Origin of the sequence: Streptomyces flavusporus (genome assembly GCF_046267975.1) — a bacterium.
Taxonomy (GTDB): Bacteria; Actinomycetota; Actinomycetes; order Streptomycetales; family Streptomycetaceae; genus Streptomyces; species Streptomyces flavusporus.
Genome location: NZ_CP176503.1, coordinates 236,652 through 262,223, shown reverse-complemented (window position 1 = coordinate 262,223; position 25,572 = coordinate 236,652). Strand labels below are relative to the sequence as shown.

Here is a 25,572-nt window from a genome sequence, read left to right as displayed (position 1 = left end):
CCCACCCGCGCAAGCCGCAGCTCCGCCTCACGGCCCTGCCGAGCGCGCCAGAAGCGATCAAGCCAGGGATGTCCCGGCCCCGCGACGGCCACGCGCCGATGCGACCCGAACGCGCCCTTTCGACTGGTTTTGTAGCCGTGCGGGTCCGCGGTATCGAACCACTTCCCAGCGACCTGGTACGCCCGTCCGGCGCTTGAGGACGGACACAGGGTGCCCCGAGGCACAGGTCGCGCTTACGGGGCCCGAACGTCTGGGTCAGATCAGCGGTGCGCGGCCGTACGGCGTCAGACGTACCGGCCCCACCAGCCCATAGTTCTGGCGTTTCGCCACGCCGAAGACCGACGCGTTCGCCACCCGTAGGCGGTTCAGGAGCGTGGTCGCCACCTCCACCTCCACGGTGTTGGCGCCCCGCCGCAGGTACGGGCCCACGTCGACCCGCGGCGTCAACTGGTCCGCCGGAGACAGCCGGTGGCCGTTGACGGTGACGCGGAAGGTGTCGAAGACCTCGCCCAGGTCGAGGTACGCCCCGTACCCGCCCGTCCATGGCGCGCCCAGGTGCACGGTGGTGCGGTAGCGGCCGATGCCCGAGACGTCCTGCAGGCCCGGGACCGAGGGCCACGGGACCAGGGCGTCGAGGACGGACTCGCGGCGTGGCTTCAGGGTCTGGGAGGGGCGGGAGCCCGGTTGCCAGTCCTCGACCGTCAGGGACCACCGCGTCAGCGGCATCGGCTCGGGCAACCCGCCCAGGACGGTCTCGACCGTCCGGCCGTCGTGGAGGGTCGTGCGGTACGTGCCCGGGCGGACGTCGCGGATTTCCAGGCGGCCGCCCGCGCTCCGGAGCACCTCCGCCGCCTCGCTGCCGGCGGCGGACACGTACGGGCGGTCGGACCATGCGCCCGGCCGGACCAGGGCGACGATCGCGGTCGCGCCGGGGTCCGGGGTGACGCGCAGCCGGATCCGCCCGTCCTCCGTACGGGAGTACAAGGGGAGGGGTTCCACCGCGCCGGTCCAGGCGTCGAGGCGGTAGGGCACCGCGTCCCGCCGGCGCGTCGTGAGGGTGACGTTGTGGTCGACCCGGGTGTTGGCCGCGCCCTTGGTCACCGAGTCGACGGCGAAGAAGAAGTAGTCGGCCTCCTCGTCGGCGCGATGGGCGTGGACCAGCCACGAGCGCTGGGCGTACTCCACGTCGCGCCGCAGGCCCAGCGCCGTGATGGCCTCCGGCACGTACGGCCGGTCCGGCACGACGCGGACCTTCGGCAGGGCCAGCAGCTCGGCGAGCAGCGCGCGCAGCCGTTCGTTGTCGCCGGGACCGGCGAGGCCCGGGACGCGCGCGTCCGACCAGTCGCCGATGGCGATGAGCGGCAGGCCGGCCTTCGCGTACCCGATGAGCTTCTCGGCGACGTCGATCTGCATCGTGCGGTCCTTGCCGCTCAGCACGTCGCCCTCGATGACGAGTGCCTTGAACGCCGGGCCCTCCGGGGCGAGCCGCCCGTCGCACACCTTCGCGGACGGCAGGTCGAGCAGCCGGGGGCTGAGGAAGAGGTGGGTCCAGCCCACGGGCACGCCTTCCGCGGTGAACCACGGTGCCCCGAGGCCGGTTCCGGCAGGGCCCTTCTGCCGCAGAATGCCGACGTCGGCCCTGTTGACGCCGGTCTGGAGGATCAGCTGGGTACGGCTCAGGTACCCGGCGATGTCGGGCACATGGCCCCAGTACGGCTGCCGCGGTCCCCACGCCTCGCCGTACCCGCCGCCGCCGTTGTACGGCGAGAACGCGGCGAAGCCCGGCCAGGCCGCACCGGGCGCCTCGGCATAGGCGAAGCCGTGGAAGACGGCCTGGTTGACCCCGGCCGCGTACTGCGTGACGAGCTTGCGCAGCGTGGCGTCCCAGGTCGTGGCGTAGGCGCCGCCCGCGGTCGCGCCCGCCTCGTTGGAGAGGACGCGCTTGCCGCCCATGTCCCGGCCGAGCGCCCGCCTCTACACGGCGGGCTCGGCATCCACGAGACACGCATCAACGGCGAGCCCGTCGGGGACGCCGTGCTCGAGCCCGCCAACACCGACTTCCGCGCTCGCGTGCAGTACGCCACGTACGACGTCACCGACCGGCTGCGGCGCGGCGGCAACACCCTCGCCGTCGCGCTCGGCAACGGCATCTCCAACGTGGTGAGCACCGCCGACCGCTACCGCAAGCTGTACGGCAACATCAGCGACCCCAAGCTCGTCGCCCAGCTGGAGATCACCCTCGACGACGGCACCGTCCGCCGCATCACCAGCGGCACGGACTGGCGCACCACCCTCGGCCCGACGACCTCGTCCAACTGGTACGGCGGCGAGGACTATGACGCCCGCCGGGAGATCCCCGGCTGGGACGAGCCCGGCCGCGACCGCTCCACCTGGCCTTCGGCCGTCGCCCTCGGACGCCCCGGCAGAGCGGAGGAACCGGCCGTCCTCAGCGCCCGCGAGACCGAACCGGTCCGGTGATGGACACCCTGAAGGGCACCGAGGTGGCGGGCGCCGAGGGCAGCCGCGTCTTCGACCTCGGCCGCAACATCGCCGGCTGGCCGGAGATCACCGTCACCGCCCCCGCGGGCACCACCGTGCGCATCCTGCCCGCCGAGAGCCTGAAGGACGGCCACGCCTTCCAGTCCATCAGCAACGTCGGCGCACCCCTGTGGGACAGCTACACCACCAAGGGCGGGGGCCGCGCCGAGACCTGGCACCCGACCTTCAGCTACCACGGCTTCCGCTACCTGGAGTTGCAGGGCCTCCCGGCTGGCGCCACCGTCTCCGTACGCGGCAAGGTCCTGCACACCGACAACGCCTCAGCCGGCAGCTTCACCAACTCCAACAAGCTCATCAACGGCATCCACGGGCTCGTCCGCCGCGCAGTCCAGGGCAACATGATGACCATCCTCACCGACTGCCCCAGCCGCGAGAAGCTCGGCTGGCTGGAGCAGAACCAGCTCGTCTTCCCCACCCTCGCCGCCAACTACGACATGCGGGCGTACCTGAGGAAGATCGTGCGCGACATGGCCTACGCGCAGACACCCGAGGGCCTGATCCCGAGCACCGTCCCCGACTACGTCGAGCTCTCCGGCGGATACCGCAACGACGCCAACTGGGGAGGCGCCTTCGTCCTCGTGCCCTGGCAGCTGTACACCACCTACGGCGACGAGGAGACGCTGCGCACCTACTACCTGCGGATGAAGCAGTACGTGACCTTCCTGGAGCAGAAGGTCTCCGGCGGCATCCTCGACTACGGCCTCGGCGACTGGATCACCCCTGACCGCACCTTCCCGCGCGCGGTGGCAGGCACGTACGGCTACTGGCGCGTCGTCGACGGCCTCAGCCGGATCGCGCAGGTGCTCGGCGAGGACGACGACGCCGCGCTCTACCGGCAGAAGGCGGACACCAGCGCCAAGGCGCTCTCGGACCGGTACTACGACCCGGCCACCGGCACCTTCGGCGGCGGAGGCCACGGAGCGGAGGCGCTCGCCCTCGACATGAGAGCCGTGCCCGAGGGCGAACGGGCCCGGCTGCTCGACCACTTCACGCAGTCGGTCGTGGCCGCGGACCACCATCTGATCCTCGGTGAGATCTCGCTGCCCGCGGCGATCCGCGTGCTGTCCGAGGCGGGTCGCGACGACATCGTGTACAGGATCGCCACACAGACGACCAGCCCCAGCTACGGCTACCAGGTCCTCGCCGGCAACACCACGCTGGGCGAGACCTGGGACGGCGGCCCGGGCCAGTCGCAGAACCACTTCATGCTCGGCGCGATCGACGCCTGGTTCACCGGCCGCCTCGCCGGGATCCAGCAGCGTCCGGGCTCCGTCGGCTACCGCGAACTGCTCATCGCCCCTGCGGTGATGGGCGACCTGACCTCGGCAGCCGGCTCCTACACCAGCCCCTACGGAACGGTCCGCACGAAGTGGTCGCGTGAGGGCTCCGCCTTCCGCCTGGAGACCACCGTCCCGGCCGGGACGACCGCCGAGATACGCGTACCGGTCAGCTCCGGCACGGTCCGCGCCGACGGCGATGCGCGTCTGCTGCGTACGGAGAACGGAACGGCCGTGTACGAAGTCGGTTCCGGTACGTGGACGTTCGTCTCGACGTTCGCGCCGGACGGGAGCTGAACCCACCGCTGCCGGGCATCGCCCGCCGGAGAGGGTCGCGACCGCAGCACCGGGGGCGGGATGGACCGACCGTGCCCGCCCCCTGGCTGCACGTCATCCTTCGAGCGTCATGTACAAACGGGGCCGATTCCACGGCGGGCGCGGCATCCGGTGTGAACTCCAACCGGGGCTTGAGACCACGCTCGCGGAACGCCTCGATAAGTGCGGTGACATCCTGGCCGGCTGGACAGGCGCCAGGGACTGGCGTGCCGAGGAGACGCTTGCGCCGAACTGGAACGTCGCCCCGACCGACGACGTGTGGGCCATTTTCGAGCGCGCACGCGAAAAGGACGATGCGGCGCCGTCGGGGCGTGAGCTGCGACCGTTGCGGTGGGACCTGGTGCCGTCCTGGGCGAAGGACGTGAAGATCGGCGTTCGGATGATCAACGCGCGGGCGGAGACCGTGCACGAGAAACCCGCCTACCGCCACGCGTACGTCAAGCACCGCTGCCTGCCCATGGCTTCTACGAATGGCAGCAGGCCAAGGACCCCGCTTCGGGGCAAGGCCCGCAAGCAGCCGTACTTCATCCATCCTGAGGACATCAGGTGATGGCGCTCGCCGGGCTGTACGCGTACTGGCGCAACCCGGAGGTCAAGCAGGACGACGACCCGGCGGCCTGGCTGATGACCTGCACGATCATCACCACCGAGGCCACCGACACCGCCGGGCGCGGGCACCCTCGCATGCCGCTCGCGCTCACCCCCGACCACTACGACGCCTGGCTCGACCTCCACCACCACGACCCCGAGCAACTGCGCGCCCTGCTCGACCGACCCGCAGACGGTCACCTGGACGCCAGGCCCTAACACCGTGTTACGCCGAGGTGGAAGGAGGAGCACACCGAGCCCGGCCACCGTCCCCTGCGGTGGCCGGGATTTCGTATGCCCCTTGCCAGGAAGGCACGGAAGTCCTGGGAATCCTGGATCAAGTCCTACTTCTTCGTCATCCGGGCACAGGTGCCCACCGCGCCGGTGGTGGGGTTCCAGTTGCATGTGTAGAAGTGCACGTCCTTGACGTCCCCCCACGTCTCGCTGACCGTGGTCCGGTCGGCCCATACCTGGTTCGGGCCGTTGTAGCCGATGATTTCTTCCTGGTAGTCCCACTCGGTGGTGCCCCAATGTGTCGCTGAGCACCGCTGATACGTCACCTTGAGTGCTGCCCCGTACGAGTCGAACCGCTTCACATCCGTGATCGACCCGTCGAAACGGGCGGCGTAGCTGGCGTAGTCACACTGTCCGCCGGGCTGGAAGTAGCCGTACGTACCCTCGCCATAGCTGGCCTCGTTGGCGCTGTACGCCGCCACGCGATAGGTGACCGCGTGGGCTGGCTGCGCCCCAAAGACCACCAGCGTTCCGGCCGCAACTGCCACAGTGGCCTTCGCGGCCGCCTTGCGCAGTCTCATACTGCCTTCCCCCTCAATAGTGATTCCGATGAAGACCTGTAGCCGATTCCGGGATGTCAGTGCCTCCCCGGCGGACTACTTGTTCTTCGGCTGACTGACGTTCGCGTCGGATGCTTGTGGAGGGGCATCCCGACAGCAAGGGTTCGCCTGTGTCCCGGACACCTGGATTCTGTCCGGGCTGGTCAGAAGGCCGTGCGACATCCGTCCGGACAGTTCACCCGCTGGCGGAGGCGCTCATCCAGGAGTGCATGGCCGCGGTGGCGTAGCTGACGCTGGCCAACTTCCTTGCCCAGCCGCTGCCTTTGCGGAGGCCGGGCTCTTGTTCGCCCCGTGAGCCGACTGGCACGCCGGGAATCGCTCGAACGCCGGGTCACCGCCCAACTGGTGAAGTTCCGCAGACGCTTCACGATCTGTCCCGTGTTGATCTCGAAAAGCCGGATCGGGGGTCACTTCGGACGGAGCGTCCTGACGGACTTCGCAGGCTTCCTCACCACACTCGAGGTCTTCGCCCCCAGCCGCTTCCCAATCTGGGCACCGGCACGGACCACGCAGACCGACGACGCCGACGCACGGAAGTTCACCGGGCACCGTCACACCTCAACACGGGAGATCCACGCAACGCGAGTCACGTTTCCGCGGATCGGGGAATTCAGGTCTTGCCTGCCCAACCGAACCGAGGGGACACCGTCGTCGGCATCGACGTCTGGTTCGGCCACGGCACGACGGTCATGCCCGGCGTTCGGATCGGACACGGCGCGATCATCGCCTCCGGAGCCGTGGTCACCAGCGACGTGCCCGACTACGGCCTCGTCGGCGGCAACCCGGCCCGCCTCATCCGCACCCGCTACAACGGCCAGGACATCGCCCGGCTGCTGGCGGTGGCCTGGTGGGACTGGCCCGCGGAGCACATCACCGAGCACGTGCGGACGATCATGTCGGGCAGCATCGCCGACCTGGAAGCCGCCGCCCCGGACACCCCGCACGTGTGACGCGTGTGCGGGAGTGCCCGTGCGGGCGCATCGGCCGGCGTGTGACGTCTCCAGATGGCGGTCTACCGTCGGGCTGCTCGGTGTCGCCGTTGCCCAGCGCGCCGGGCACACGTGCGTTCTACGGCACGGTCTCGCCGCACGAGCCCCCACTCGCCCGCAGCCTTACCCTGCCTTCCGGCAGGCCGCTGGTGCCATGGCTTCCACGCAGCCACCCTCGACCAGGACCGCATCCAGCAATGGTGGGGGGCACACCCAGAGTTCGGCATCGGCGTCTCCTGCGGCTCGGCTTGAGGGGCCTCGCGTTTTCCGGACAGGTGTCTGACCGTTCATTTCACGCGGCGATTCGCAACTTCTCGTACTCGGCGTGAACTTCGCGCGGAGGCCTCCTGTTCCGGGCCGCGTTACGTATGGCCCTGGATATCAGAGAGGTTTGGTAGTGGTCGTCCATCGCGTAACCGATCACTTCCTTCGTGCAGCAGTCGATGACTGTCGCGAGGTACAGCCGGCCTTCCCCGGTCGCGATGCAGGTGATGTCGCCGACGAGCTTTTCGCCGGGCGCATCCGCCATGAAGTCGCGGCCGAAGAGGTCCGGCACCTGGCCGGCCGCGGCCTGCGTGAGGCCGAACCTCCTCGGCCTCGGCTGGCACGGCACCAGGCCCAGTTCACGCATGAGACGGCGGACCAGCGCCGGGCCCGCGGCGACGCCCCAACGGTCCAGCTGGGCCTGGATGCGCCGGTGTCCGTCGGTGCCATTGCGGTCAGCAGCTGGCGGCGAGTAGTCGGTCTCATCGCACATCTCCCGATGCTCTGACGGACCAAGGACGTTCTGACGGTGTGGTCGACTTGACGCCCGGGGCGTAGTCGAAGCCGAGAACGCGGGCGGTGGTGCGCTGTGGGCTGTCGGCCGGGTCCATCGGGGGTCTGCTGGTCATACGAAGTATTGCTCCTGTCGTGCCCTGTCAGGTCAACAAGATGGGCCCGGGGCACATCACGCTGTCATTGAGGGCGTTCGGCAGGTTCACAGACACCTGCTCACTGCATTCCCATCGAGACGACGCTCCGGCCGGGCGGTGCGCCCGGCCGGAGGGTCAGACCAACCAACGGCCGTCGCGCATCAGCTCGCGGTCGCGCAGTTCGTTCTCCTCGCGCCAGGCCTGGATGCGGCGCGGGGTGATGCGGAACCAGCGGTATGGCGTGGCCAGCGCGCGCGGGTCGAAGCCGGTGCGTGCGACGAACCGGTCACCCTGCTGCTGCGGCAGCCCGTCGATCTCGAGGACCTCGACCTCGCCCTCGATCATGATGACGTCGCGGGTGTGGCCCAGCGCCAGCCGGGTGGTCCGGGTGTCGGCCAGGTTCCGGCCGGTCAGGCTGCCGGCCGGGGTGGCCACCAGCAGTGCCTCTCCGTCCCAGTCGAAGGACAGGGGCACCAGGTACGGTGCGCCGTCCGCCGAGGCAGTGGCCACCCAGGCATCCACGTCGTGGGTGAGCCGGTGCTCGGTGTCGCGGCGACGCTGAGCGCGGGGGCGGGGTTCGGCGCTCATCGGTCTTGCAGCAGGCCGAGGAGGTTGCCGTCGGGGTCGACGAGGGTGGCCGCCAGGCGGCCGCCGCCGACGTCGTGCGCGGGCTCCTTCACGGTGGCGCCCGCGGCGGTCACCTCGGCCAGCTTCGCCTCGATGTCCGGCACGTGCCAGTAGGCCAGCGACGAGGTCAGGCCCTGCGGTCCACCGCCCGGCAGCAGCCCGATGTGCTGGCCCTCGGTCTCGAAGCCGACGTAGTAGGGCTCGTCGGTCTGCGGCGGGATGCCGAGCAGGGCGGCGTACACCGCCTTGGCCGTCGCCAGGTCGGACACGGGATGCAGGACCGTCTTGATTCCCTGGGTGGCGGAACCGGTCATGGTCACTCCTGTTGGTCGTGTGTCGATCGTCCCGGTGCGTCTTGTCGGGGCTGATCGCTGTGGTCACAGCCTCTCTCCACCGGGATGCGGTCCACCTCCGTGCTGACCACGGAAACCGCCACGGATAATGAGTCGGTGTCCAGTCCAGTGATCTCGGCTCGGGAAGCCGACGTTCTCGCGCTGCTCGGGGAGCACCTCAGCAACGCGGAGATCGCCGCGCGGTTGTTCATCTCGGTACGCACGGTCGAGTCGCACGTCTCGTCGTTGCTGCGCAAGCTGGAGCTGCCGGATCGGCGGGCGTTGTCCCGGCGCTCGGCCGAACTCGCCCGCGCCCGGCAGCCGCACCCGGCACCCGCCCTCCCGGCGCCGCTGACGGCATTCGTCGGCCGGGTGCGGGAGCGTGGGGAGTTGGCCGACGCGGTCAAGGCGCACCGGCAGGTGACCGCGGTCGGTCCGGGTGGGGTGGGAAAGACGCGGCTCGCGCTGGCGGTGGCGGCGGAGGTGGCCGACGACTTCGCTGACGGGGTGTGGTTCGTCGACCTGGTTCCGGTTACCGATCCGGGACGGGTAGGGGCGGCGGTCGCGGCGGCCGTGGGTGTGGGCGAGCAACCCGGTCGCGGCATCGACGACGCGGTCGTGGCCGCGCTGGCGGACCGCGAGGCGCTGCTGGTGCTGGACAACTGCGAGCAAGTACGTGAGGGGGTGGCGCCGTTCGTGGAGCGACTGCTGCTGGCCTGCCCGCGGTTGCGGGTGCTCGCGACGAGCCGGGCCCGGCTGATGGTGCCGTTCGAGTGGGTCTTCCTGGTCCCGCCGCTGTCGCGGGTGGGCGGCGATGATTCGGATGCGGTGGCCTTGTTCATGGAGCGGGCGGCGGCGGTCGGCCGGTCGCCGGATCCGGCGGTACGCCACGAGGTCGCGGCCCTGTGCGAACGGCTCGACGGCATGGCGCTGGCGATCGAGCTTGCGGCGGCGCGGTGGCCCACGCTCGGTCTCGACGGCCTTGCGGCCGGCCTCTCCGACCAGTTGCGGATTCTGGCCGGCGGCCCTCGCGCCGACGGCAGGCACCGGTCGGTGCGGGCGGTGCTGGATTGGAGCCACGACCTGCTTCAGCCACAGGATCGGGCGCTGCTGCGGCGGGTGTCGGTGTTCGTCGTGCCGTTCACCGCCGAGGCGGCGGCCGAGGTGGCCGGGTTCGCCCCGCTGGGTCCGGCTGCGGTTGCCGATGGGCTCGGCAGGCTTGCCGAACAGAGCCTGCTCGCCGTGACGCAGTCCGCGGCCGGCACCCGGTATCAGCCGCTGGAGACCATTCGCCAGTACGGGATGGAGCACCTCGCCGATGCCGGTGAGCTGACCGATGTCCGGTCCCGCCATATGGATTGGTGCCTGGCGGGCGCGACCGCCCTGACGGGAGCTGACGGCACGGACTGGCGCGCCCGGTTCGACGCGGTGGCGGAGGACCTCCGGGCCGCCCTCGCCTGGGCCGCCGACCAGCCGGAGCAGCGGGTACCCGCCTACCGCCTCGCCCTGTCCCTGGCCGAGCTGACCTTCACCCGCAACCTGCTCGGCGAGGCCCAGCAGCGGTTCGAGCAGGCGGCCGCGCTCGCCGGTGACGCTGACGCTGCCGCCGCGCTGCGGGAGGCCGCCGGGGTGGCCGGGTGTCGCAGGCTCGGCGAGGACATGTTCCGCCTGCACCGCGCCGCCGCACGGGCCGCCCGGCGAGCCGGCGACACCGCCGGTGCCGGCCGTGACCTGGCCGAAGCCGCCACCGTCGCGTACCGCTTCTCCACTTCGTTCACGCGGATTCCCCCCGTGGACGAGGCGACCGCCATGCTCGCGGAGGCACGAGAGCTGTCCGGCGACGACGACCCGGCTGCCGAGGCGGCTGTCGCGCTGGCCGAGGCGGCAGTGATCGCGGATGCTTTCGGCGCGCTCCAGGGGGATGCGGACAACACCGCGCAGGAGACGGTGGGATGTGCCGAACGGGCCGTCGAGCTTGCCCGGCGGGCGGGTGACCCGGTGGCCGAGTCGGCCGCCCTCGACGCGCTCTGCGGCGCCAGGAGTTGGGCCGGAGAGTCCTTCGCCGTCGCGGCTGCCGCCCGGCGCCGGATCGACATCCTGGCTTCGGTACCGCGCACCCCGGCCAGTACGCACGAGTGGATGGACGCCCTCGCGATGGCCGCCGGAAACGCCCTCGGTGTGGGGGAGTTGCCGCAGGCCCGCCGGTGGAGCAGGCAGCTCGCCGACCATCCTCTGCTGGCCGAGGCGGGTCACCACGCCACGTCCTGGCTCCTGGTCGCGGAGGCGTTCGCCGGCCATGCCGACGAGGTACTCACCCGCAGTTCGAGATTCCGCGACGCGTGGGAGCAGAGTGGCCGCCAGCGGTCGCTCTCCCTCGGCGCCGCAGCCGCGTCGGTCGCCATGATCCACGGCCTGCGTGGCGACCACGACGCCCGGGCGACCTGGCTCGCGATCGCCGACCAGGCGGACACCGCAGTGCAGCACCGCCTTGGCTACGGTGCGGTCTTCGACGCCATGGTCCTGCTCCATCACGGGGACGCGGACGCGGCCCTGGAGCGGCTGGCGCCGGAGCCGGATCAGGTGTGGAAGTGGGTCTGCTGGGTCTGGCTGCACTGGTACGTGGCACTCCGGGCGGAGGCGTCGGTGCTCGCCGGGCACCCGGACGCCCGGGACCGGGTCGACGCCGCCCGGAGCGTGGTCGCCGGCAACCCGGTCGCCACCGCCCAGCTGGACCGGGCGGAGGCACTGCTGGACGGCGACCTGCCGCGACAGCTCGCCGCCGCAGCGGCATTCGACGCGTCGGGCTGCCGCTACCAGTCGGCGCGCACGCTGCTGCTCGCCGGGAGCGGTCATGTCGCCGACGGCACGGCGGCACTCGCCACCCTTGGCCTCACGCCCGTGGCCGTCGGGTAGCCGCAGCACAAGGCGCCCGGTACGGCGAGCAGCGCGGGCTGGGGCGTCAGCGGAGCCGATCTCACCCGCTCACCTGGCGCACCCGACCGTTCACCGGGCACGCGCCCTCAGCTCACCGCCTGCTTCACGAGCGCGGCGATCCGCGCCTCCACCTCGGGCGTCACCTCGGTCAGGGCGAAACCGGCGGCCCACATCGCGCCCTCGTCCAGCTTCGCCTGGTCGCTGAACCCGAGCGTCGCGTAGCGCGCCTTGAACTTCGCCGCGCTCTGGAAGAAGCAGACGACCTTGCCGTCCAGCGTGTAGGCGGGCATCCCGTACCAGAGCTTCGGCGCGAGGACCGGGGCGCTGGCCGTGATGACGGCATGGACGCGCTCGGCCATGATCCGGTCCGAGTCCTGCATCTCGGCGATCTTCGCGAGCACGTCCTGCTCCGCCTGCGCCGCCTTGTCCGCGCGCGAGCTGCGGCGCGCGGCCTTCTTCATCTCTTGTGCGTGGTCCTTCATCGCGGCCCGCTCCTCGGCCGTGAATCCCTCGTACGTGCTGCTTTCAGCGCTGGTCATGGTCACCCCTGTAGTCGTGCGTCACGGTCGGCCGATGCCTCTTGTCGGGCCTGATCGCTGTGATCACATCCTCTCCGGCCAAGGTGCGGGCCGCTTCCGTGCTGACCACGGAAACCACCACGGATACCGCGTCGGTGTCGGCCCTGGGCTCGGCTGGTTGTGTACAGAGCCGGCTCGCACAGCTACGACGCAGTGACAAGTACCGGGTCGAAGGACAGACCTACTGCGAGACGCTTGCTCAGCGCCTCTGACCTCCGCTCGTACCGTCCACTGCTGATTGCCGGCGGCAGCGGCTCCCCTTCGTCCGGAGCCCCTGCACGCGCTGCTCCTGGCGCTGCTCGCCGTACTGCTCCCGCTGCTCGCGTCTGCCGGTGTGGACTGGTTGTGGGGGCGTCAGTGGGGAAGTGGTGGGTCGATGTGCCGCAGCATTTGCGCTATGCGGTCCCGAGCTTGCTCCGGTCCGACGAGGTGCTGGGGCTCTGCGAACTCCGGTCGCACCCGGGCATGGTGGCAGCGCCGGGCGTTCTTGGCCAGGGACGCCCGCCGTACCGATGATCGCCACGGGCACGATGGGGACGCCGGCGACGCGCGCCAGGTCGAAGGCTCCGCTGCGGAAGCGGCCGAGGTCCGGCCCGGTGTCACGCGTTCCTTCCGGGAAGACGACCGCGATGCCGTTCGACTCGAGGAACCTGACCGCAGCCAAGAGGCCTCGTGGCCCCCGCCGGCCCGCCGTACCGGGAATCCGCCAACGAGCCGGAGAAGTATCAGCGGTGCCTGCGGGCGAACCAGTGGTCCGCAGCCGCGGCCACCCGTGGCCTGCTGTGTGCCGACAGGGCCGCGAGGAGCGCTGGGGTGTCGGCTGCGAGCGGTGGTTGGCCACGACGACACACGGGCCGTCGGGGGCACGGCCGGCCACGGACAGTCCCCCGAGTGCCGTGACGGTGGACCGTCACAGGGCCCGGCGCACCGCGGAGACGGTGATGTGCAGGCCGCGGAGCACGGGGAGGAGTGGCTACGCAAGACGGTTCCTTCGACGCAAAACGCCCTGCCCCACAGCCCGGCTTCTCGAAGGCGCACCGCCGACTGCACCACGGCAACCGTCAGAGCCTGCACCAGCACGTCCTGCGACTGCTCCACAACCGCACATTGCCGACTACTGCGCCGCGCTGCACCTCGTGCTCACCGACGGGGCGCGCGGCGAGATCTGCAACGGCGGCAGCGGCGTCGAGGTTGCCAACGCCTCGTGCGCCCGGCGCCTGGTCGAGCTGTGCGACGTCGACCCGGCGATGATCCGACACGCCGCCGACCGCAAGGGTCACGACCTGTGGTACTCACGGACTTCGGCTGGATCACGAAGCTGGGCTTCAGCCCGGCGGTCGAGTTCGCGGCCAGTCTTCAGAGCACGCTGGCGCGGTACCGCGACAACCCCTGGCTGATGGTCGGTAGACGCAGGCTGACGAGCGCGCAAAGACCACCGCGGCCGTTTCACAACCTGGCGGGAATGCGCCCACGGCCCGACACGCTGCGGTGTCCGTTGTCTGCTTTCGGTCGTTATGTCACCTTCAATGGTGGTGACCATGGATGAGGAGAGGGCGCATGAGCACGCAGACCCCGGCCGGCTACACCTACGGCTCCACCCCGCCCAGCCCTGTCTCCAGGGACGACCTGGCCAAGCTGGAGGCGAGTGTCCTGTTCACCGCCGAGGACGAGCAGGCGCTGCGCATGGCGGGCGACGTGCTGGAGGACCAGGTCGAGGACATCCTGGACGTCTGGTACGGATTCGTCGCTTCGCACCCCCACCTCGTCGCCTACTTCGCCACCCCGGACGGCACGGTCCTGAACGACTACCTGACGCGGGTCCGCGGACGGTTCGGCCAGTGGATCATGGACACCTGCCGCCGCCCCCACGACGCGGACTGGCTCTCCTACGCGCACGAGATCGGCCTGCGTCACACGAAGGACAAGAAGAACCGGACCGACGCGGTGAACTCCGTACCCTATGTCCCCCTGCGCTACATGGTGGCGTTCATCTACCCGATCACCGCCACGATGCGCCAGTTCCTGGCGAACAAGGGGCACGCCGAGGAGGCAGTGGAACGCATGTACCAGGCATGGTTCAAGTCGGTGACGCTGCAGACCGCCCTCTGGCTCCAGCCCTACGCGGCCGACCAGTGGTGAGACCGTGATCGGATGACGGCTGTCCTGCGTGGTTTCAAAACCTCGAGCGGTTCGTCCACGCCGTAGTGCGGCATGCCCCGCGGTCTTGACCGGGGTTCGACGACTCGGGTCGTATGAGAGGTCACCGTAGGGCGGGCTCGTACCACGAGCTCCAACGAGTATTCACTCGGGCAGTGTTGGCGGCCGCGGAGATGATGAGGTAGGCCGCCCGCCACTCTCGGTGAAGGCCTTGTGGACCGGGGTCCAGGAAGGCATGACGATCCCGCTTTCGAACAGCCTGGTTGGCTTCGAGGAGCCAACCGGTGCCGCTATCAACGAATTAGGGGCCCAAGCAGGCCAAGCCGATCTCGTTGAACCGGTGGATCACGCCCCTGACGGTCCGCGCTCCAGCGGTCGGATCGGACATCACCTCACATCCAACCGCCATGACCGCCAACCCGGCGAACCTATGCGGTCGCGGCATTAGGCGCTCGCGGTCTCGTCCGGGTGGAGGGCGTCGAGGATGAGGGTGAGGCCGAAGGTGAACTCGTCGGCGTAGTCGTAGCCGGGCTTGAGTACGTGCTCGGTGGCCAGTTCGGTGAGGTGAGGGTAGGCGTCGGCGGGCATCTCGCGCAGGATGGCGCCGGCGACCTCGTCCAGCTCCGCCGCGCCTTTGAACGGCAGGCTGAGCTCCTGGAGTACGAAGCCGTACAGGTAGCTGTCGATCAGTGAGACGGCGTGCGCGGTCATCGGGACGGAGAATCCTCCGGCGCGCAACGCTCCGATGACGGCGTCGTGGTGGCGCAGGGTCGCGGGGCCGGGCTGGGAGCGGGAGTCCATCAGGCCGATAGCCCACGGATGGCGCCGGAGGGCGGCACGGGCGGAAAGTGCGCGGTGCCGCATGGCACTTTTCCAGTCGGTGTCGCGCGGCGGAAGGTCGATCTCGCCGAACACCGCGTCCACCATGCCGTCGAGGATGTCCTCCCTGCCCGCCACGTGGTGATAGAGCGACATCGCCTCGACTCCCAGCGGTTCGGCAATGGCCCGCATGGTGAGCGCGGCCGATCCCTTCTCGTCGGCCACCGCCACCGCTGTGCGAATCACGCGCTCGCGACTGAGCGGTGTGCGCGCCGACGCCCCGCGCCGGCCCTTGCCTCTTTCGCGCATCCGCCTCTCCCTTTGCCCCTCTTGACGGCCTTACAGTATAAGGCCAGCTTACCTTACAACATAAGGTCAGCAGGCCGGCGAAGGGGCTGCACCATGGGCACGGATCGTGTGAAGAAGGTCTGCATCGTCGGGGCTTCGGGGAAGCTCGGGCAGTACATGGTCGGGCACGCACTGGAACGCGGCTACGAGGTGGTCGGCGTGTGCCGGGAGCGCAGCGTGCCGAAGCTGGCCGCTTTCGAAGGCCGGATGACCGTCGTCCCCGGACTCACAAACGACCCGGAGGTGATCCGGCAGGCGGTCGCCGGGTGCGACGGGGTGTTGACGGTGCTGGTGCCCTGGGGCGTGCAGCAGTACGCGTCGGGCACGGCGCAGGCGGTGCTCGACCACGCACGGCCGGGCGCGCGCCTGGTCTTCTCCTGCGGCTGGCACATAACGCGCGACGGCAAGGACAAGTACTCGCGGATGTTCACCATGGGTGTCCGGATCGCTGCCGTGCTGGGCAAGCTCGTCCGCGCCGTCGAGATCGACGACCAGGTGGAGGCGTGTCGACGGGTGTTCGCCAGCGACACCCGGTGGACCGTGGTGCGCGGCAGCACCCTGGAGGAGGGCGAGAGCCAGGGCCTGCCCGTGTGGAGCCGGCACGTGGGCGACCCGGTACTGGCCGGCAATCTGACACGCCGGGTGGATTTCGCGCTGTTCATGGTGGAAGCGCTCACCGACGACACGCTCGTCCAGGAGGCCCCGGCGATCGTCGGCTGCCGAACCCCCAGCGCCCTCGCCCACATCGGCGGCCCCCACGACCATGCCTAGCCGGGCCGGACAGGTTGTGCGCCACGAGCGCAGAGAGTGAGGCCCGGTGTAGTCGTTTGCGAGTGGTTCGCCCGACTGGAAACAGCGAACGCGACTCCTGGTGATCAAGGTTGTCGAAGTCAAGATCATGAACAGGGGTCGCGTTCGCGTGCCGTCTTCCCCGATCGACGTCCTCGTGCCCACTGCGAGGACGTCATCCTGCCGTGCCCGCCTGCAGAGCTGCCCGAACTGCGCACTCCGGCTGAAGTGTTGGGCCGGATTCCGGACCCGCGCCGTGTCCGGGGCCGCCGCTACCGCCTCGGCGTTCTGCTCACCTTGTGCCTGGTTGCCGTGCTCAGCGGTGCGACCTCGCTGGCCCGCATCACGCGCTTCGCCGCCGGCAGCAGCCCGGACCCGCGCGGACGCCTCGGACTCGCGGCCTGCACACCGGCCGTCACGACCCTGGGCCGACTCGACCTGCGCGGCGTCGTGGTCACCGCCGACACCATGCACACCCAGCGCGACCATGCCGAGCAGATCATCGCCAAGGACGGCCACTACATCCTGATTGTGAAAGGGAATCAGAAGAACCTGCGCACGCAGATGAAGAAGCTGCCATGGCGCGACATCCCGTGGCGGGACCGCACGATCGACACCGGTCACGGCCGCCGCGAGATCCGCCGTCTTAAGTTCTGCACCGTCCGCCCCGGCCTGCTCTTCCCCCACGCCCTGCAGGCCATCGAGGTCAAGCGCCGCCGGACCAACCGCCGCACCGGCCGCACCAGCACGAAGACGATCTACGCGGTCACCAGCCTCAGTCCCGGGCAGGCCACTCCCGCTCAGCTCGCCGTGCTCATCCGCGGGCACTGGTCCATCGAGGCCCTGCACCATCTGAGGACGTGACGTTCGCCGAGGATGCCTCCCGCGTCCGCACCGGCACCGCACCCCGCGCCATGGCGACCCTGCGCAACCTCGCCATCGGCCTCATGCGCCAAGCCGGCTGGGCGAACCTCGCCGCAGCCACCGACCACCACCGGTCATGGCCCACCCACGCGCTCGAACTACTTCTTCTTGCAACATGAAAGCGCATCAGCCCTGGTCATATAGCCATCGGGGCTGACCCGGATTGTGTGTTCGTAAAATCCGATGCGCACGGTCACCCGGTACCAACCATCGGAATCCTTGGTCGACGACGAGGAGATGGATTGATGGGCGGCTGCTGGAACGATCAAGGTGAGCATTCGAAGTTCCTTCCCGCGGCGTTGCATCATGACTGTGCTCGTCGGCAGCCGTTGGCCTTCGATGGGGGAGACCCAGCCCTGGTACGGGTCTTTGGCGCCACGTACGACACGAGTACTGCCGGATGGCACGGACTGGCCGGGAAGAGGCACCTGGCTGATGAGCAGCTGACTTGTACCGTCGGAACTAAGCGCACTGACGTGGGAGCGCGAGGTCTGCCTGGGTGTGAAGTCGGGGGCCAGGTGCCACATTGCTCTCCAGGTACGTGCCTGCTGGTCGTGACCACGGTCATACACGACCAAGAATCCTGGATCTTCGACCAGGAGTACACCGCGAGTGCGGGAGATTCCGCCGTATGCCCTGTCGGTGGTTTCGTAAAACTGATGTCGCGGATCCGACGTCTTCCGCGTGAGCCGTGTTGGAGCGTTCCACCGATGCCTGACACCGACAATTTCGACAATGTTGTGGGCGGCGGGGGATCGAAGGTAGTCCCGGTAGGCATCGGCTCGATACCCATCATGTCCACTGTCAACGATCAAGTCACGGCCATTTCCGTAGTAGGTGAGTGACATGTGGTCGTTGTGGCCGTGGATGATACGTGCTGGACCGAACCGCAGGGACATGAAGTGCTCATCCTTCAGCAGACGGCCAGAGGTACCCCAGCCCGTCCGCGCGAAAACGAAGCCCCGGGCATAAGTCGCGGACTTACCTCGCCCAGGCTTCCCTTCCCGGCCGCCTGAGGTGAGATAGCGCGTGACCGGAGTTCTGGCATTCGGCGGTGGAACAGAATGACTGTCGCCGAGCGGCACGATCAGTCCATTCGGTTGCGTAGCGTTCTCCAGGAAGGTCGGCATGAGACGGATGCGTTCAGCGATTACTCGGGATGGGACGATTGCACACTCCTGCATGGCGATATAGGCAGTTCGCCACAACCCCAACAAATAGCCGTGGTACTCGACTGCTTGCTCATTGCTGACGCCCTGTTCATCAACCTGCACGTCGATTGCCGAGGTCAGTCTCTTCACTGCGAGGTTCCGTGCGTCGGCGAGCTCGAGCTGGCACCCCGTGACCAGGAGGGCGATATTCTGCACAGTTCCCTGGTTCCAGTGGCCCGCATAGTCTTCGGCGAGGCGTGCGGCATGGACACGCAGCGCCTGGTCGAGCCAGGGCTGGCCACCGATCGCCGCGCGCAGGCAAAGCAAGGCGCTGGTGCGCAATCCGGTTGCGTGGTACTTCCAGACATCCGGGTGGACCGGACCAGCCTCTCCCAGGTTGTCTGTCACGAAATCCTTGGCGATGAGACTGGCGCGCTCCAGCAGCTTCCCGCCGTTGGGCTTCATTCCTTCAGTGACCAATCTCTCGAACCATTTCAGTGAGAATAGGTTCAATCGCGCGGAAGGGTGATTTGTCGGGTCGTAGCGCCAATTCACGTCACCCCGCGGGGCGATGATCCGAGGATATCCATAAATATTCACTTCACCAGCCATGACGGCTGGAGGTGGATTGCGACTGGATACCCCAGCGGAAAATCGACATGTCCCTGCAGGCCACTCCCCTCTCGCGCGCGCAATAATGTTACGTTCATCGATGAATATTGTTGTAGTAAATGCAAGTGCTGCCAAGATCGCGATGCCGAGCATGCGCAGATGCATGTGCAAGCCCAAAAGTCCTCCCGTTCACCAGGGATGCCGGCCAGTCTTTCAACGGCTACATCGGCGTCACCTCTCCCAAACTTGAGAGGCGGCCAAACAATGAGTTTGACCTGTGGGCGGGTTGCCCGGCGCAGACCCGGTCCGCTACCTACCGGTCAAGCCGGAGGTCGTGGTGGAGATCGACGTGGACCAGGAGCGGCTCGAGTTCGGCCGCTACCGACACCGTCCGCGCGTCCGGCGGGTGCGGGGTGACCTCGCGCCCGACCTGGTCGATGAGAGGCAGTGATCGAAAAGTGTGGATTCCCCGCGACCGTGGCCAATTGGCCTTGATCGCATGGCGGAGGCGCGAAGGGGATTCCCTCGGGCGCGTCACCTGTCACGGTAGGGCAGCGGCTCCGTGAGCCCGAAGGGCACCGACGCCTGAGCGGCGCGTGTTGCTTCTGTGCCGTATGCCACATCAGTCGTCTTGTGATGAGATGCAGTCGCGCCCAGAAGTGCAGGTCGCGACGGTACTCCGATGTCTCCCGGAGGATCTGGCCGAGGGGGGGTGTGATGTAGCCCACTCCAGCAAAAATCGACTTGTCGATTTAGATTCCTTCAGCGCGCAGGAGGTTACGGGCGCGTTAACCGAAGAGTCGCCGAAGGCGTGTGCGCCCTGGAGAGGAGTCGCTGTGGCGAGCATCCCCCCGCAGCCTGGTGAGTACGCGCAACTGCGCGTGATCCATCAGTCCATCCCCCGCCAGTACCGGGTCGTGCACGGCCACCGCTGGGCGTTCCGCATGGCCGGCGAGGGCCCGGCCGTGCTGCTGATCCATGGCATCGGTGACTCGTCCGACACCTGGGCCGATCTGATTCCCGCGCTGGCTCGCCACTACACGGTGATCGCTCCCGACCTGCTGGGCCACGGGTCCTCCGACAAGCCCCGCGGCGACTATTCGGTGCCCGCCTATGCCAACGGGATGCGGGACCTGCTGGCGGTGCTGGGCATCGACAAGGTGACACTCGTCGGGCACTCCCTGGGCGGCGGGGTGGCCATGCAGTTCGCCTACCAGTTCCCCGAGCGCACCGAGCGGCTGGCGCTGGTGAGTACCGGCGGGGTGGGCCGCGGCGTCACCCCGGCGTTGCGCGCGGCCTCGCTGCCCGGAGCACATCTGGCCCTGTCCTGGCTGCGGCTTCCGACGGTGCGGACGCAAACCGTCATGGCGATCCGGCTGCTGAAACTGCTCGATACCGGGCTCGGCCAGGACGCCCCGGATCTGCTGCGGCTGGTGGACGCGCTGCCCGACGCCGCCTCGCGTGATGCGTTCATCCGCACGCTGCGCGCAGTGGTCGACTGGCGCGGCCAGGTGGTGACCATGCTCGACCGCTGCTATCTGACTGCCGGTATGCCAACCCTGCTGGTCTGGGGCTCGCGCGACCAGGTGGTGCCTGCCCGGCACGCGGGGGCGGCGCACGCGGCGATGCCCAGCAGCCGCCTGGAGGTCTTCGAGGGCGCGGGCCACTTCCCGTTCCACACCGATCCGCAGCGGTTCCTGGCCGTGCTGGAGGACTTCATCGCCACGACGGAGCCGGTCACCCGAAGCGCGGAGGAATGGCGGGAGCTGCTGCGCTCAGGCAGCCCTGATACGGGGGCGCCTACGCCCCCGAGCGTGGCGGTCCCCGCGGCCGGGCACGAAGGTCAGACCTCTGGGAGGCCGAGGATCACCCGTATCCCGGTCCAGCGCAGGGACGCTCCCTGACAGCTCCGGCTTCCACCCGCTCAACCAGTCGCAGGTGGACCGTCCCCGCCAGCGCGGTCGCGTACCGCACGCTCAACGTCCGTCACTGGGACCGCGTCATCAGTGCCTGGGCCACGGACGACTTCGAGGCCCTCGATGAGGCCCGGGTCAGCGACGCGGTTGTCGACCTCGGCTCCGAATGGGGTCAGTACGAGTACGTCACCAACATCGGCTTCGCCGCATAAGCATGCTGCAGGATTTCAACGGCCCCGGCGCCGAAGGTGATGAGCGGCTCATGAGCTGCTCCCTGCCCATGTGATCAGCGTGGACGTGGCCACCGCCGACGGAGTGACCGCCGTGGCGGGGCAGGTGCTGGAGAACGAGCCGACTGCTGCCCCTGCGCCGCCGGGGCGAGGGACGGGCGATCAATGTCCACCGTGAGGGGCATCGCACCCCAATGCGAGGCGGCGGCGAGTTCGTCCTGGAAATTCGATGGCCTGCAGAGCGTCCGTAGCTACGACCGGTTTATCCGGCCCCTCGTCTCAAGGCCCGGTTGACCGCGCTGTTCCGAGCTCGCTCACCCTGCGAAATCGCGTCCGCGTCGGCGACGGCTGGCTCATCGTCGTCGGCGCGGATCTGGACACGCGGCTGCCTCGCAGGGCTTTCAGCGGATCTTCGCGCCATACACGTGATCAACCGGCATCGTCATCAGAACCCTGCGGTCGGACACCATCACCGACCGGTACTCGTCCCAGTCCGGGTGCTCCCCGGCGGCGGAGCGGTAGTAGTCCACCAGCGCATCGACCTCGGGACCGTGGGGATCGGTTCCCGGTCCGATAAGTTCTGCCGTGCCTTCGGCGGTGGCCCATGCCCAGCCGTCCGGACTGGTGACCTCCAGTGCGGCTCGTGGGTCGCGGCGCAGATTCGCCGTCTTGGCGCGCCCCTCGGTCATCGAGACGTAGAGGATGTCGGCGTCCCGGTTGTAGAAGGGCATGACGGGGGAGAGCTGGGGACGGCCGTCCGACTTGATCGTGGCGAGGACGCCGAGCCGGCTCTCCGCGAGCAGTGCGCGTGGGTCGAAGGGCGAGTGGGTCACGGTCGTCCCCCTGAGGGCTTGCGGAATTGCTCGATCATCGCAGCGTAGCCGTTGCTGCCGTGCCCGTCGGCCATCGCCCGGTCGGTCAGAGTCTTGATGAGCCTCGGCATTTCGATGCTCACCCCATGGAACTTGCTCTCGTCGACGCGTCGCCGATCTGCTGCGGATAGCCGGACAGCCAGCCGGTCGCGGTCCCGATCCCCTGGGTTGCGAAGGGAGTGAACGTCGCGGCGTCCACGCCCGCCGTGCCGAGCAGGGCGGCGCCCTGTAGGAAACCGTGCAGAATGCTCCACATCAGGACCGGCAGGGCCACGTCGTACAGCGACGACAGGGCGTGCTCCTCGTCGAGATACGTGGTCCCGGCGCCCAAGAACACGTCCGTGCGGCAGCATGCCGACCCCGAGGATCTGGTCCCGGATCGGGACGCGCTGAATGCGGCGCTGAGCCTTGCGCCTCCGCGCCACCACATGACCGCGCACCTGCCGTTCGTGTGCGAGGCGCGGGACGCGGTGCTGGAGCGGCTGCTGTTGGGCGGGCACCAGGTGCGCCGCTGCTGGGTGATTTCCACGGCGCCGGAGCGCGCGGCGGGAGCGCTTCCGGCGCCGTTACGGGGCGCGGGTGGTCGTGCTGCGGTGGCCGGAGAGGACGTGCCTGCTGCGGCCCATGCGCGAGCGGCCGCCGCAGTGGCAGCAGTACGTGCGGCAGTGGTTCGACCGGTACGAGCCGGATCCGGCCGACGAGGTGCTGCGCAGCTGGCAGGCAAATCGGCACGTAGATCAGCGATGGCGCCGCCACAACGAATGCATCCACATGGCCAGACCGGTCAGCGAGACAAGCACGGCTCCGCCGACGACGGCCACCAGCAAGGCCACGATCGGCATCACGAACGCCGCGCCGTTGGCGAGTACCAGCACCGACGCTCCCACTCTGTTGCGGGCTGCGCCTGGCGCACACCCTCGTGTGCCCAGGTGACGCTTGATGATTGCACTTCGGTTCCCTGCGGGAGGCCCTGATGGCGGGGAGAGGACCGGCGCTGAAGGATCCGGAGAAGCGGCAGGATGGTGTCCCGCCGAGTGGTGTAGCGGCGATCTCACCAAGGCCAGCCCCATGAGCCTCCGCGCCCGTCATCGCGACCACACCCTGCCTGATGGCGAGTCAGGTGACCATGAGTTTCGGGCCGACTGATGGTGTGCGCGACCTGCATCTTCGCCGTGATCGCGGCTACACCACATGATGGGACGTGACCCTCCGCCCAGCTCGCCACCCGTTTCTGCCCCGCGTCCAAAGCCTTCTGTGACCCCAAAAGAGTTGAGGGAAAGAGCCACAAGCAGGCGGTCCTCGCCCTGGCTAGGAGCGTGGGTCAGTAACAGGTAACTGGTTGGGTGGCCGTGAGCGGTGAGATCAGTCGCGGTCGTCCGGTTGGCGCCTGTGAGGCCGGGATGAGGTTCTGCCCGTCAGGTGGGCGGCCTGGTAGGGCCGTGACGGGGCCGGGGGCCGGCTGATCAGCCGACCACGGTGGCGAGTCCGGCGGTTCCGGCGTGTCGGAAGATCTTGCGGAGGTTGTGGCAGGCGGCCAGCAGGCGCCACTCGCCGCGGGCGCCGTCTTCGCCGCGTAGGAGGAGCTGGCGGCCGTTGTGGCAGGTCATGATCTGGCCGAAGACGGGTTCGACGATGGCCTTGCGGCGGCTGTAGGCGGCCTTGCCGGGCTTGGTCCGCAGCTTGCGGGCCATCCGCTCCTTCAGCGTGGCGTTCGCTGGTATCCGTCCGCGCGGTGCGGGCGGGACCTGCTCGTCGTGTGCCAGGCGTCCGGTGGCCATGAACGTGTCGGTGCCGCAGACGAGTTGACGGTCCATCGCGGCGTTGAGATTGGCCTCGGAGCAGTAGCCGGCGTCGACCAGCGCCTGCTTGGGGTGGCGGCCGGTGTTCGCCGCGGACTGGTCGAGCATGGTGGTGTAGTTCAGCGCGTCCGAGGGGTTGGTCGTCACGTCGGCGGCGGTGATGACCTGGTGCTTCTCGTCCACGACGGCTTGGGCGTTGTATGCCTGGATGTAGGCGCCGTCGCTGTTCTTCATGATCCGCGATTCGGGGTCGGTGAAGTTGGCCTGTGCCTTGGGCTTGGGACGCGCCTTCGCGGCGGCCTTGTCCCCGGCGTCGGTGACGGCCTGCTCGTCGCTGATGCCGCCACGCTCCTGGCGGCGGCGTTCCTTGTCCTGGGCGTGGCGGCGTGCCTTGGCGGCGGCCTCGGCCTCGATCTGCGCGCGAGCGGCCTGCAGTTTGGCCAGGCGCTTCTCCCGGCGGTCCAGCTCGGCGGGCAGGTCGGTGTCCTTGCCGTCGGTGCCGAACATCTGGTCCTCGGCTTCGTCGGTGGCCTGCGCGTCGGCCAGCAGCGCTTGGGCCTGGGTCTCCAGGGCTGCTGTCTCGGCCTCGATCCGCTCCTCCTTGTCGACCAGGCGGCCGTAGCTCATCGCCTTGTGCTTGGAGGCGTTGGCCTGAAGTTTCGTGCCGTCCAGGGCGACGCGGCCCATCTTGACCATGCGGAGCTTCTGCGCGAGGTGCAGCGACTGGGTGAACAGGTCGGCGAGCGCGTCCAGGTGGCGGCGGCGGAACCGTGAGATCGAGCGGAAGTCCGGGGCCTGGTCGGCGGCCAGGAACCGGAACGCGACGTCGTCGGTGCACTTGCGCTCGATCGCCCGCGAGGAGCGGACGCCGGTGGTGTAGCCGTAGATCAGCAGCCGCAGCATCAGCCGGGGATCGTAGGGCGGGTAGCCGCGCTTGTCGGTGTAGTCCGCCAGCACCGGCGAGAGGTCGAGCACCTCGTCGACCAGGTCGGCGACGAACCGGGCGAGGTGGCCCTCGGGCAGCCAGTCGTCCAGCGACGGAGGCAGCAGCAGGACCTGGTGCGGGGCGAAGGCCCGAAACGTCTTGTCCACCGCCGCCGGACGGCCTCCAGACCGCTTCTTCCCGACCGGCTCGACCTCGAACAGTCCATCCCCACCACGCATATCGTGATCATCTCGCATGAAAGATCGCGAAGCGCCGGCGGGTCGCTGCCGGGCCTTCGTGCGTGGCAGTGGTCAGCCTTGCTGGCGGAAGTCCAGCATGTAGAAGACCTTGTCGTAGCGGTGTTCGCCGACGGCGACGAAGTCGGGGAGACGGCCGTATTCGGTGAAGCCCAGCGACCGGTAGAGGTGCAGGGCATTGGTGTTGTCGCCACGGGCGTCCAGGGTGAGGACCTCGATACCCGCCTCCCGGGCGTCAGCGATCAAGGCAGCGGTCAGCGCCCGACCGACGCCACGACCATGGGCAGCAGCATCTACCGCGATCTTCTCCAGATCGGCGTGTGGCCGATGGGTCGGTCGGGCGTAGCGGAGCCAGTACCCCAACCCGACAAGCCGACGGTCGAGGTAAGCGGCACGCAGGGCCGCATCCCCGGCCTGCACCGCAGAGACGACGTCGCCGAGAAGTTCCGCCACCTCATCCCGCGAGGGTGGTTCGACCCAGCCCAGCGCGGCACCTCCACTGACCAGGTCTGCCAGGATCTGGTGGGCCGACTCCGCGAACCGGACCTCCAGCTCCGGATCGGAAGTCAGCTCCATGGCGTCAAGGATGGCGGGCGCAGTGGTCACACCGCTGGTCATGGCCGGATTCATGGCCAGCAGCCTAGGCCAGCCCCAAGGCCCAGCCGAGACCCCTCGCTCCAGCCTCGGCTGCAGCCAACCCGTTACTGACCCATGCTCCTAGTAGGGCTTTGTTAGGTCCTGTGGTGGGGTTCGGGTGCTGGTGCGGGTTGGCCGCATATCGAGCA

At 68.9% G+C, this 25,572-nt stretch carries 23 protein-coding genes and 5 pseudogenes; 14 read left to right on the top strand and 14 right to left on the bottom strand.

The genetic code is table 11. From position 1 onward, the window contains the following. Positions 1–255 precede the first annotated feature (255 nt). On the bottom strand, positions 256–1,953 hold the full coding sequence (locus tag ACKTSN_RS01445; protein ID WP_409467384.1) for a glycosyl hydrolase: 1,698 nt from the start codon (positions 1,951–1,953) through the stop codon (positions 256–258). Between the two features lie 81 nt (positions 1,954–2,034). Between ACKTSN_RS01445 and ACKTSN_RS01440 the strand changes: the two genes are divergently transcribed. The 3 genes and pseudogenes from ACKTSN_RS01440 to ACKTSN_RS01430 all read left to right on the top strand — a co-directional run bounded on the left by ACKTSN_RS01440 (position 2,035) and on the right by ACKTSN_RS01430 (position 4,979). Continuing rightward, positions 2,035–2,478: an alpha-L-rhamnosidase N-terminal domain-containing protein gene (locus tag ACKTSN_RS01440; protein WP_409467383.1), complete on the top strand. Its 444-nt coding sequence runs from the start codon at positions 2,035–2,037 to the stop codon at positions 2,476–2,478. Then, a complete protein-coding gene (locus ACKTSN_RS01435) occupies positions 2,478–4,133 on the top strand; it encodes an alpha-L-rhamnosidase (protein WP_409467382.1) in 1,656 nt (551 codons plus the stop codon). The genes ACKTSN_RS01440 and ACKTSN_RS01435 overlap by 1 nt, the downstream gene beginning before the upstream one ends. After that, positions 4,036–4,979, top strand: a pseudogene (locus ACKTSN_RS01430) (SOS response-associated peptidase). Before ACKTSN_RS01435 ends, ACKTSN_RS01430 begins: the two are co-directional and overlap by 98 nt. A 125-nt stretch (positions 4,980–5,104) precedes the next feature. Here the strand turns inward: ACKTSN_RS01430 and ACKTSN_RS01425 are convergent. Next, complete coding sequence (locus ACKTSN_RS01425; protein ID WP_409467381.1) at positions 5,105–5,575, bottom strand: hypothetical protein; 471 nt, start codon at positions 5,573–5,575, stop codon at positions 5,105–5,107. A 665-nt stretch (positions 5,576–6,240) separates the two neighbouring features. Here ACKTSN_RS01425 and ACKTSN_RS01420 point away from each other — a divergent pair. Both ACKTSN_RS01420 and ACKTSN_RS01415 read left to right on the top strand, forming a co-directional pair. Next, a pseudogene (locus ACKTSN_RS01420) lies at positions 6,241–6,564 on the top strand (CatB-related O-acetyltransferase); the annotation flags it as partial. Between the two features lie 54 nt (positions 6,565–6,618). Next, a pseudogene (locus ACKTSN_RS01415) lies at positions 6,619–6,852 on the top strand (bifunctional DNA primase/polymerase); the annotation flags it as partial. A 43-nt stretch (positions 6,853–6,895) separates the two neighbouring features. Here ACKTSN_RS01415 and ACKTSN_RS01410 read toward each other — a convergent pair. The 3 genes from ACKTSN_RS01410 to ACKTSN_RS01400 all read right to left on the bottom strand — a co-directional run bounded on the left by ACKTSN_RS01410 (position 6,896) and on the right by ACKTSN_RS01400 (position 8,458). Next, complete coding sequence (locus ACKTSN_RS01410) at positions 6,896–7,360, bottom strand: DDE-type integrase/transposase/recombinase (protein ID WP_409467380.1); 465 nt, start codon at positions 7,358–7,360, stop codon at positions 6,896–6,898. Positions 7,361–7,652: 292 nt separating this feature from the next. After that, complete coding sequence (locus ACKTSN_RS01405; RefSeq protein ID WP_409467379.1) at positions 7,653–8,105, bottom strand: pyridoxamine 5'-phosphate oxidase family protein; 453 nt, start codon at positions 8,103–8,105, stop codon at positions 7,653–7,655. Beyond that, positions 8,102–8,458 (bottom strand): VOC family protein, encoded by a 357-nt coding sequence (locus ACKTSN_RS01400; RefSeq protein ID WP_409467378.1) that lies wholly within the window; start codon positions 8,456–8,458, stop codon positions 8,102–8,104. Before ACKTSN_RS01400 ends, ACKTSN_RS01405 begins: the two co-directional genes overlap by 4 nt. Positions 8,459–8,593: 135 nt before the next feature. Between ACKTSN_RS01400 and ACKTSN_RS01395 the strand changes: the two genes are divergently transcribed. Further along, positions 8,594–11,389 carry an ATP-binding protein gene (locus tag ACKTSN_RS01395; RefSeq protein ID WP_409467377.1) on the top strand — a complete coding sequence of 932 codons (2,796 nt, stop codon included), beginning with the start codon at positions 8,594–8,596 and terminating at the stop codon, positions 11,387–11,389. 107 nt (positions 11,390–11,496) lie between these two features. On the opposite strand, the gene ACKTSN_RS01390 is transcribed toward ACKTSN_RS01395, so the two are convergent. After that, entirely contained in the window at positions 11,497–11,949 is a 453-nt protein-coding gene (locus tag ACKTSN_RS01390; protein WP_409467376.1) for an iron chaperone, read from the bottom strand. 98 nt (positions 11,950–12,047) lie between these two features. On the opposite strand from ACKTSN_RS01390, the gene ACKTSN_RS01385 reads away from it, so the two are divergent. After that, on the top strand, positions 12,048–12,200 hold the full coding sequence (locus ACKTSN_RS01385; RefSeq protein ID WP_409475115.1) for a hypothetical protein: 153 nt from the start codon (positions 12,048–12,050) through the stop codon (positions 12,198–12,200). On the opposite strand, the gene ACKTSN_RS01380 is transcribed toward ACKTSN_RS01385, so the two are convergent. After that, the gene (locus ACKTSN_RS01380; protein WP_409474703.1) at positions 12,188–12,829 is read right to left on the bottom strand and encodes a lysophospholipid acyltransferase family protein; all 642 of its coding nucleotides are present in this window, start codon (positions 12,827–12,829) and stop codon (positions 12,188–12,190) included. The genes ACKTSN_RS01385 and ACKTSN_RS01380 overlap by 13 nt on opposite strands. Positions 12,830–13,545: 716 nt before the next feature. Here ACKTSN_RS01380 and ACKTSN_RS01375 point away from each other — a divergent pair. After that, positions 13,546–14,127 carry a protoglobin domain-containing protein gene (locus ACKTSN_RS01375; RefSeq protein ID WP_409467375.1) on the top strand — a complete coding sequence of 194 codons (582 nt, stop codon included), beginning with the start codon at positions 13,546–13,548 and terminating at the stop codon, positions 14,125–14,127. A 462-nt stretch (positions 14,128–14,589) separates the two neighbouring features. Here the strand turns inward: ACKTSN_RS01375 and ACKTSN_RS01370 are convergent, their stop codons facing one another. Next, positions 14,590–15,273 carry a TetR/AcrR family transcriptional regulator gene (locus ACKTSN_RS01370; protein WP_409467374.1) on the bottom strand — a complete coding sequence of 228 codons (684 nt, stop codon included), beginning with the start codon at positions 15,271–15,273 and terminating at the stop codon, positions 14,590–14,592. Between the two features lie 93 nt (positions 15,274–15,366). On the opposite strand from ACKTSN_RS01370, the gene ACKTSN_RS01365 reads away from it, so the two are divergent. From ACKTSN_RS01365 to ACKTSN_RS01355, 3 genes are all read left to right on the top strand, one after another. Then, positions 15,367–16,083, top strand: a complete 717-nt coding sequence (locus ACKTSN_RS01365) for an NAD(P)-dependent oxidoreductase (protein ID WP_409467373.1) — start codon at positions 15,367–15,369, stop codon at positions 16,081–16,083. 249 nt (positions 16,084–16,332) lie between these two features. Then, positions 16,333–16,965: an ISAs1 family transposase gene (locus tag ACKTSN_RS01360; protein WP_409467372.1), complete on the top strand. Its 633-nt coding sequence runs from the start codon at positions 16,333–16,335 to the stop codon at positions 16,963–16,965. Further along, positions 16,962–17,144 (top strand): hypothetical protein, encoded by a 183-nt coding sequence (locus tag ACKTSN_RS01355; RefSeq protein ID WP_409467371.1) that lies wholly within the window; start codon positions 16,962–16,964, stop codon positions 17,142–17,144. Before ACKTSN_RS01360 ends, ACKTSN_RS01355 begins: the two co-directional genes overlap by 4 nt. Here the strand turns inward: ACKTSN_RS01355 and ACKTSN_RS01350 are convergent. After that, a complete protein-coding gene (locus ACKTSN_RS01350; protein ID WP_409467370.1) occupies positions 17,124–18,953 on the bottom strand; it encodes a heparinase II/III domain-containing protein in 1,830 nt (609 codons plus the stop codon). The genes ACKTSN_RS01355 and ACKTSN_RS01350 overlap by 21 nt on opposite strands. 112 nt (positions 18,954–19,065) lie before the next feature. Between ACKTSN_RS01350 and ACKTSN_RS01345 the strand changes: the two genes are divergently transcribed. The 3 genes and pseudogenes from ACKTSN_RS01345 to ACKTSN_RS01335 all read left to right on the top strand — a co-directional run. Then, the gene (locus ACKTSN_RS01345; protein ID WP_409467369.1) at positions 19,066–19,239 is read left to right on the top strand and encodes a hypothetical protein; all 174 of its coding nucleotides are present in this window, start codon (positions 19,066–19,068) and stop codon (positions 19,237–19,239) included. A gap of 424 nt (positions 19,240–19,663) precedes the next feature. Then, complete coding sequence (locus ACKTSN_RS01340) at positions 19,664–20,692, top strand: alpha/beta fold hydrolase (RefSeq protein WP_409474702.1); 1,029 nt, start codon at positions 19,664–19,666, stop codon at positions 20,690–20,692. Next, positions 20,661–20,916 (top strand): annotated as a pseudogene (locus tag ACKTSN_RS01335) (transcriptional regulator); the annotation flags it as partial. The gene ACKTSN_RS01340 and the pseudogene ACKTSN_RS01335, both read left to right, overlap by 32 nt. A gap of 419 nt (positions 20,917–21,335) precedes the next feature. Here the strand turns inward: ACKTSN_RS01335 and ACKTSN_RS01330 are convergent. The 5 genes and pseudogenes from ACKTSN_RS01330 to ACKTSN_RS01310 all read right to left on the bottom strand — a co-directional run bounded on the left by ACKTSN_RS01330 (position 21,336) and on the right by ACKTSN_RS01310 (position 25,405). Beyond that, on the bottom strand, positions 21,336–21,767 hold the full coding sequence (locus ACKTSN_RS01330) for a PPOX class F420-dependent oxidoreductase (RefSeq protein ID WP_409467368.1): 432 nt from the start codon (positions 21,765–21,767) through the stop codon (positions 21,336–21,338). Continuing rightward, a pseudogene (locus ACKTSN_RS01325) lies at positions 21,764–22,062 on the bottom strand (hypothetical protein). Before ACKTSN_RS01325 ends, ACKTSN_RS01330 begins: the two are co-directional and overlap by 4 nt. A 481-nt stretch (positions 22,063–22,543) precedes the next feature. Continuing rightward, a complete protein-coding gene (locus ACKTSN_RS01320; protein WP_409467367.1) occupies positions 22,544–22,681 on the bottom strand; it encodes a hypothetical protein in 138 nt (45 codons plus the stop codon). A 588-nt stretch (positions 22,682–23,269) separates the two neighbouring features. Beyond that, complete coding sequence (locus ACKTSN_RS01315) at positions 23,270–24,697, bottom strand: IS1182 family transposase (protein ID WP_431197160.1); 1,428 nt, start codon at positions 24,695–24,697, stop codon at positions 23,270–23,272. Between the two features lie 144 nt (positions 24,698–24,841). Beyond that, complete coding sequence (locus ACKTSN_RS01310) at positions 24,842–25,405, bottom strand: GNAT family N-acetyltransferase (protein WP_409474700.1); 564 nt, start codon at positions 25,403–25,405, stop codon at positions 24,842–24,844. Positions 25,406–25,572: the final 167 nt, after the last annotated feature.

Excerpts from the sequence above, each read along its gene's own strand:
- ACKTSN_RS01370 (WP_409467374.1), bottom strand. The coding sequence starts at position 15,273 with ATGCGCGAAAGAGGCAAGGGCCGGCGCGGGGCGTCGGCGCGCACACCG.
- ACKTSN_RS01390 (WP_409467376.1), bottom strand. The coding sequence starts at position 11,949 with ATGACCAGCGCTGAAAGCAGCACGTACGAGGGATTCACGGCCGAGGAG.
- ACKTSN_RS01375 (WP_409467375.1), top strand. The coding sequence starts at position 13,546 with ATGAGCACGCAGACCCCGGCCGGCTACACCTACGGCTCCACCCCGCCC.
- ACKTSN_RS01400 (WP_409467378.1), bottom strand. The coding sequence starts at position 8,458 with ATGACCGGTTCCGCCACCCAGGGAATCAAGACGGTCCTGCATCCCGTG.
- ACKTSN_RS01310 (WP_409474700.1), bottom strand. The coding sequence starts at position 25,405 with ATGACCAGCGGTGTGACCACTGCGCCCGCCATCCTTGACGCCATGGAG.
- ACKTSN_RS01435 (WP_409467382.1), top strand. The coding sequence starts at position 2,478 with ATGGACACCCTGAAGGGCACCGAGGTGGCGGGCGCCGAGGGCAGCCGC.
- ACKTSN_RS01365 (WP_409467373.1), top strand. The coding sequence starts at position 15,367 with ATGGGCACGGATCGTGTGAAGAAGGTCTGCATCGTCGGGGCTTCGGGG.
- ACKTSN_RS01405 (WP_409467379.1), bottom strand. The coding sequence starts at position 8,105 with ATGAGCGCCGAACCCCGCCCCCGCGCTCAGCGTCGCCGCGACACCGAG.
- ACKTSN_RS01425 (WP_409467381.1), bottom strand. The coding sequence starts at position 5,575 with ATGAGACTGCGCAAGGCGGCCGCGAAGGCCACTGTGGCAGTTGCGGCC.
- ACKTSN_RS01410 (WP_409467380.1), bottom strand. The coding sequence starts at position 7,360 with ATGTGCGATGAGACCGACTACTCGCCGCCAGCTGCTGACCGCAATGGC.
- ACKTSN_RS01445 (WP_409467384.1), bottom strand. The coding sequence starts at position 1,953 with ATGGGCGGCAAGCGCGTCCTCTCCAACGAGGCGGGCGCGACCGCGGGC.
- ACKTSN_RS01350 (WP_409467370.1), bottom strand. The coding sequence starts at position 18,953 with ATGCATCTGCGCATGCTCGGCATCGCGATCTTGGCAGCACTTGCATTT.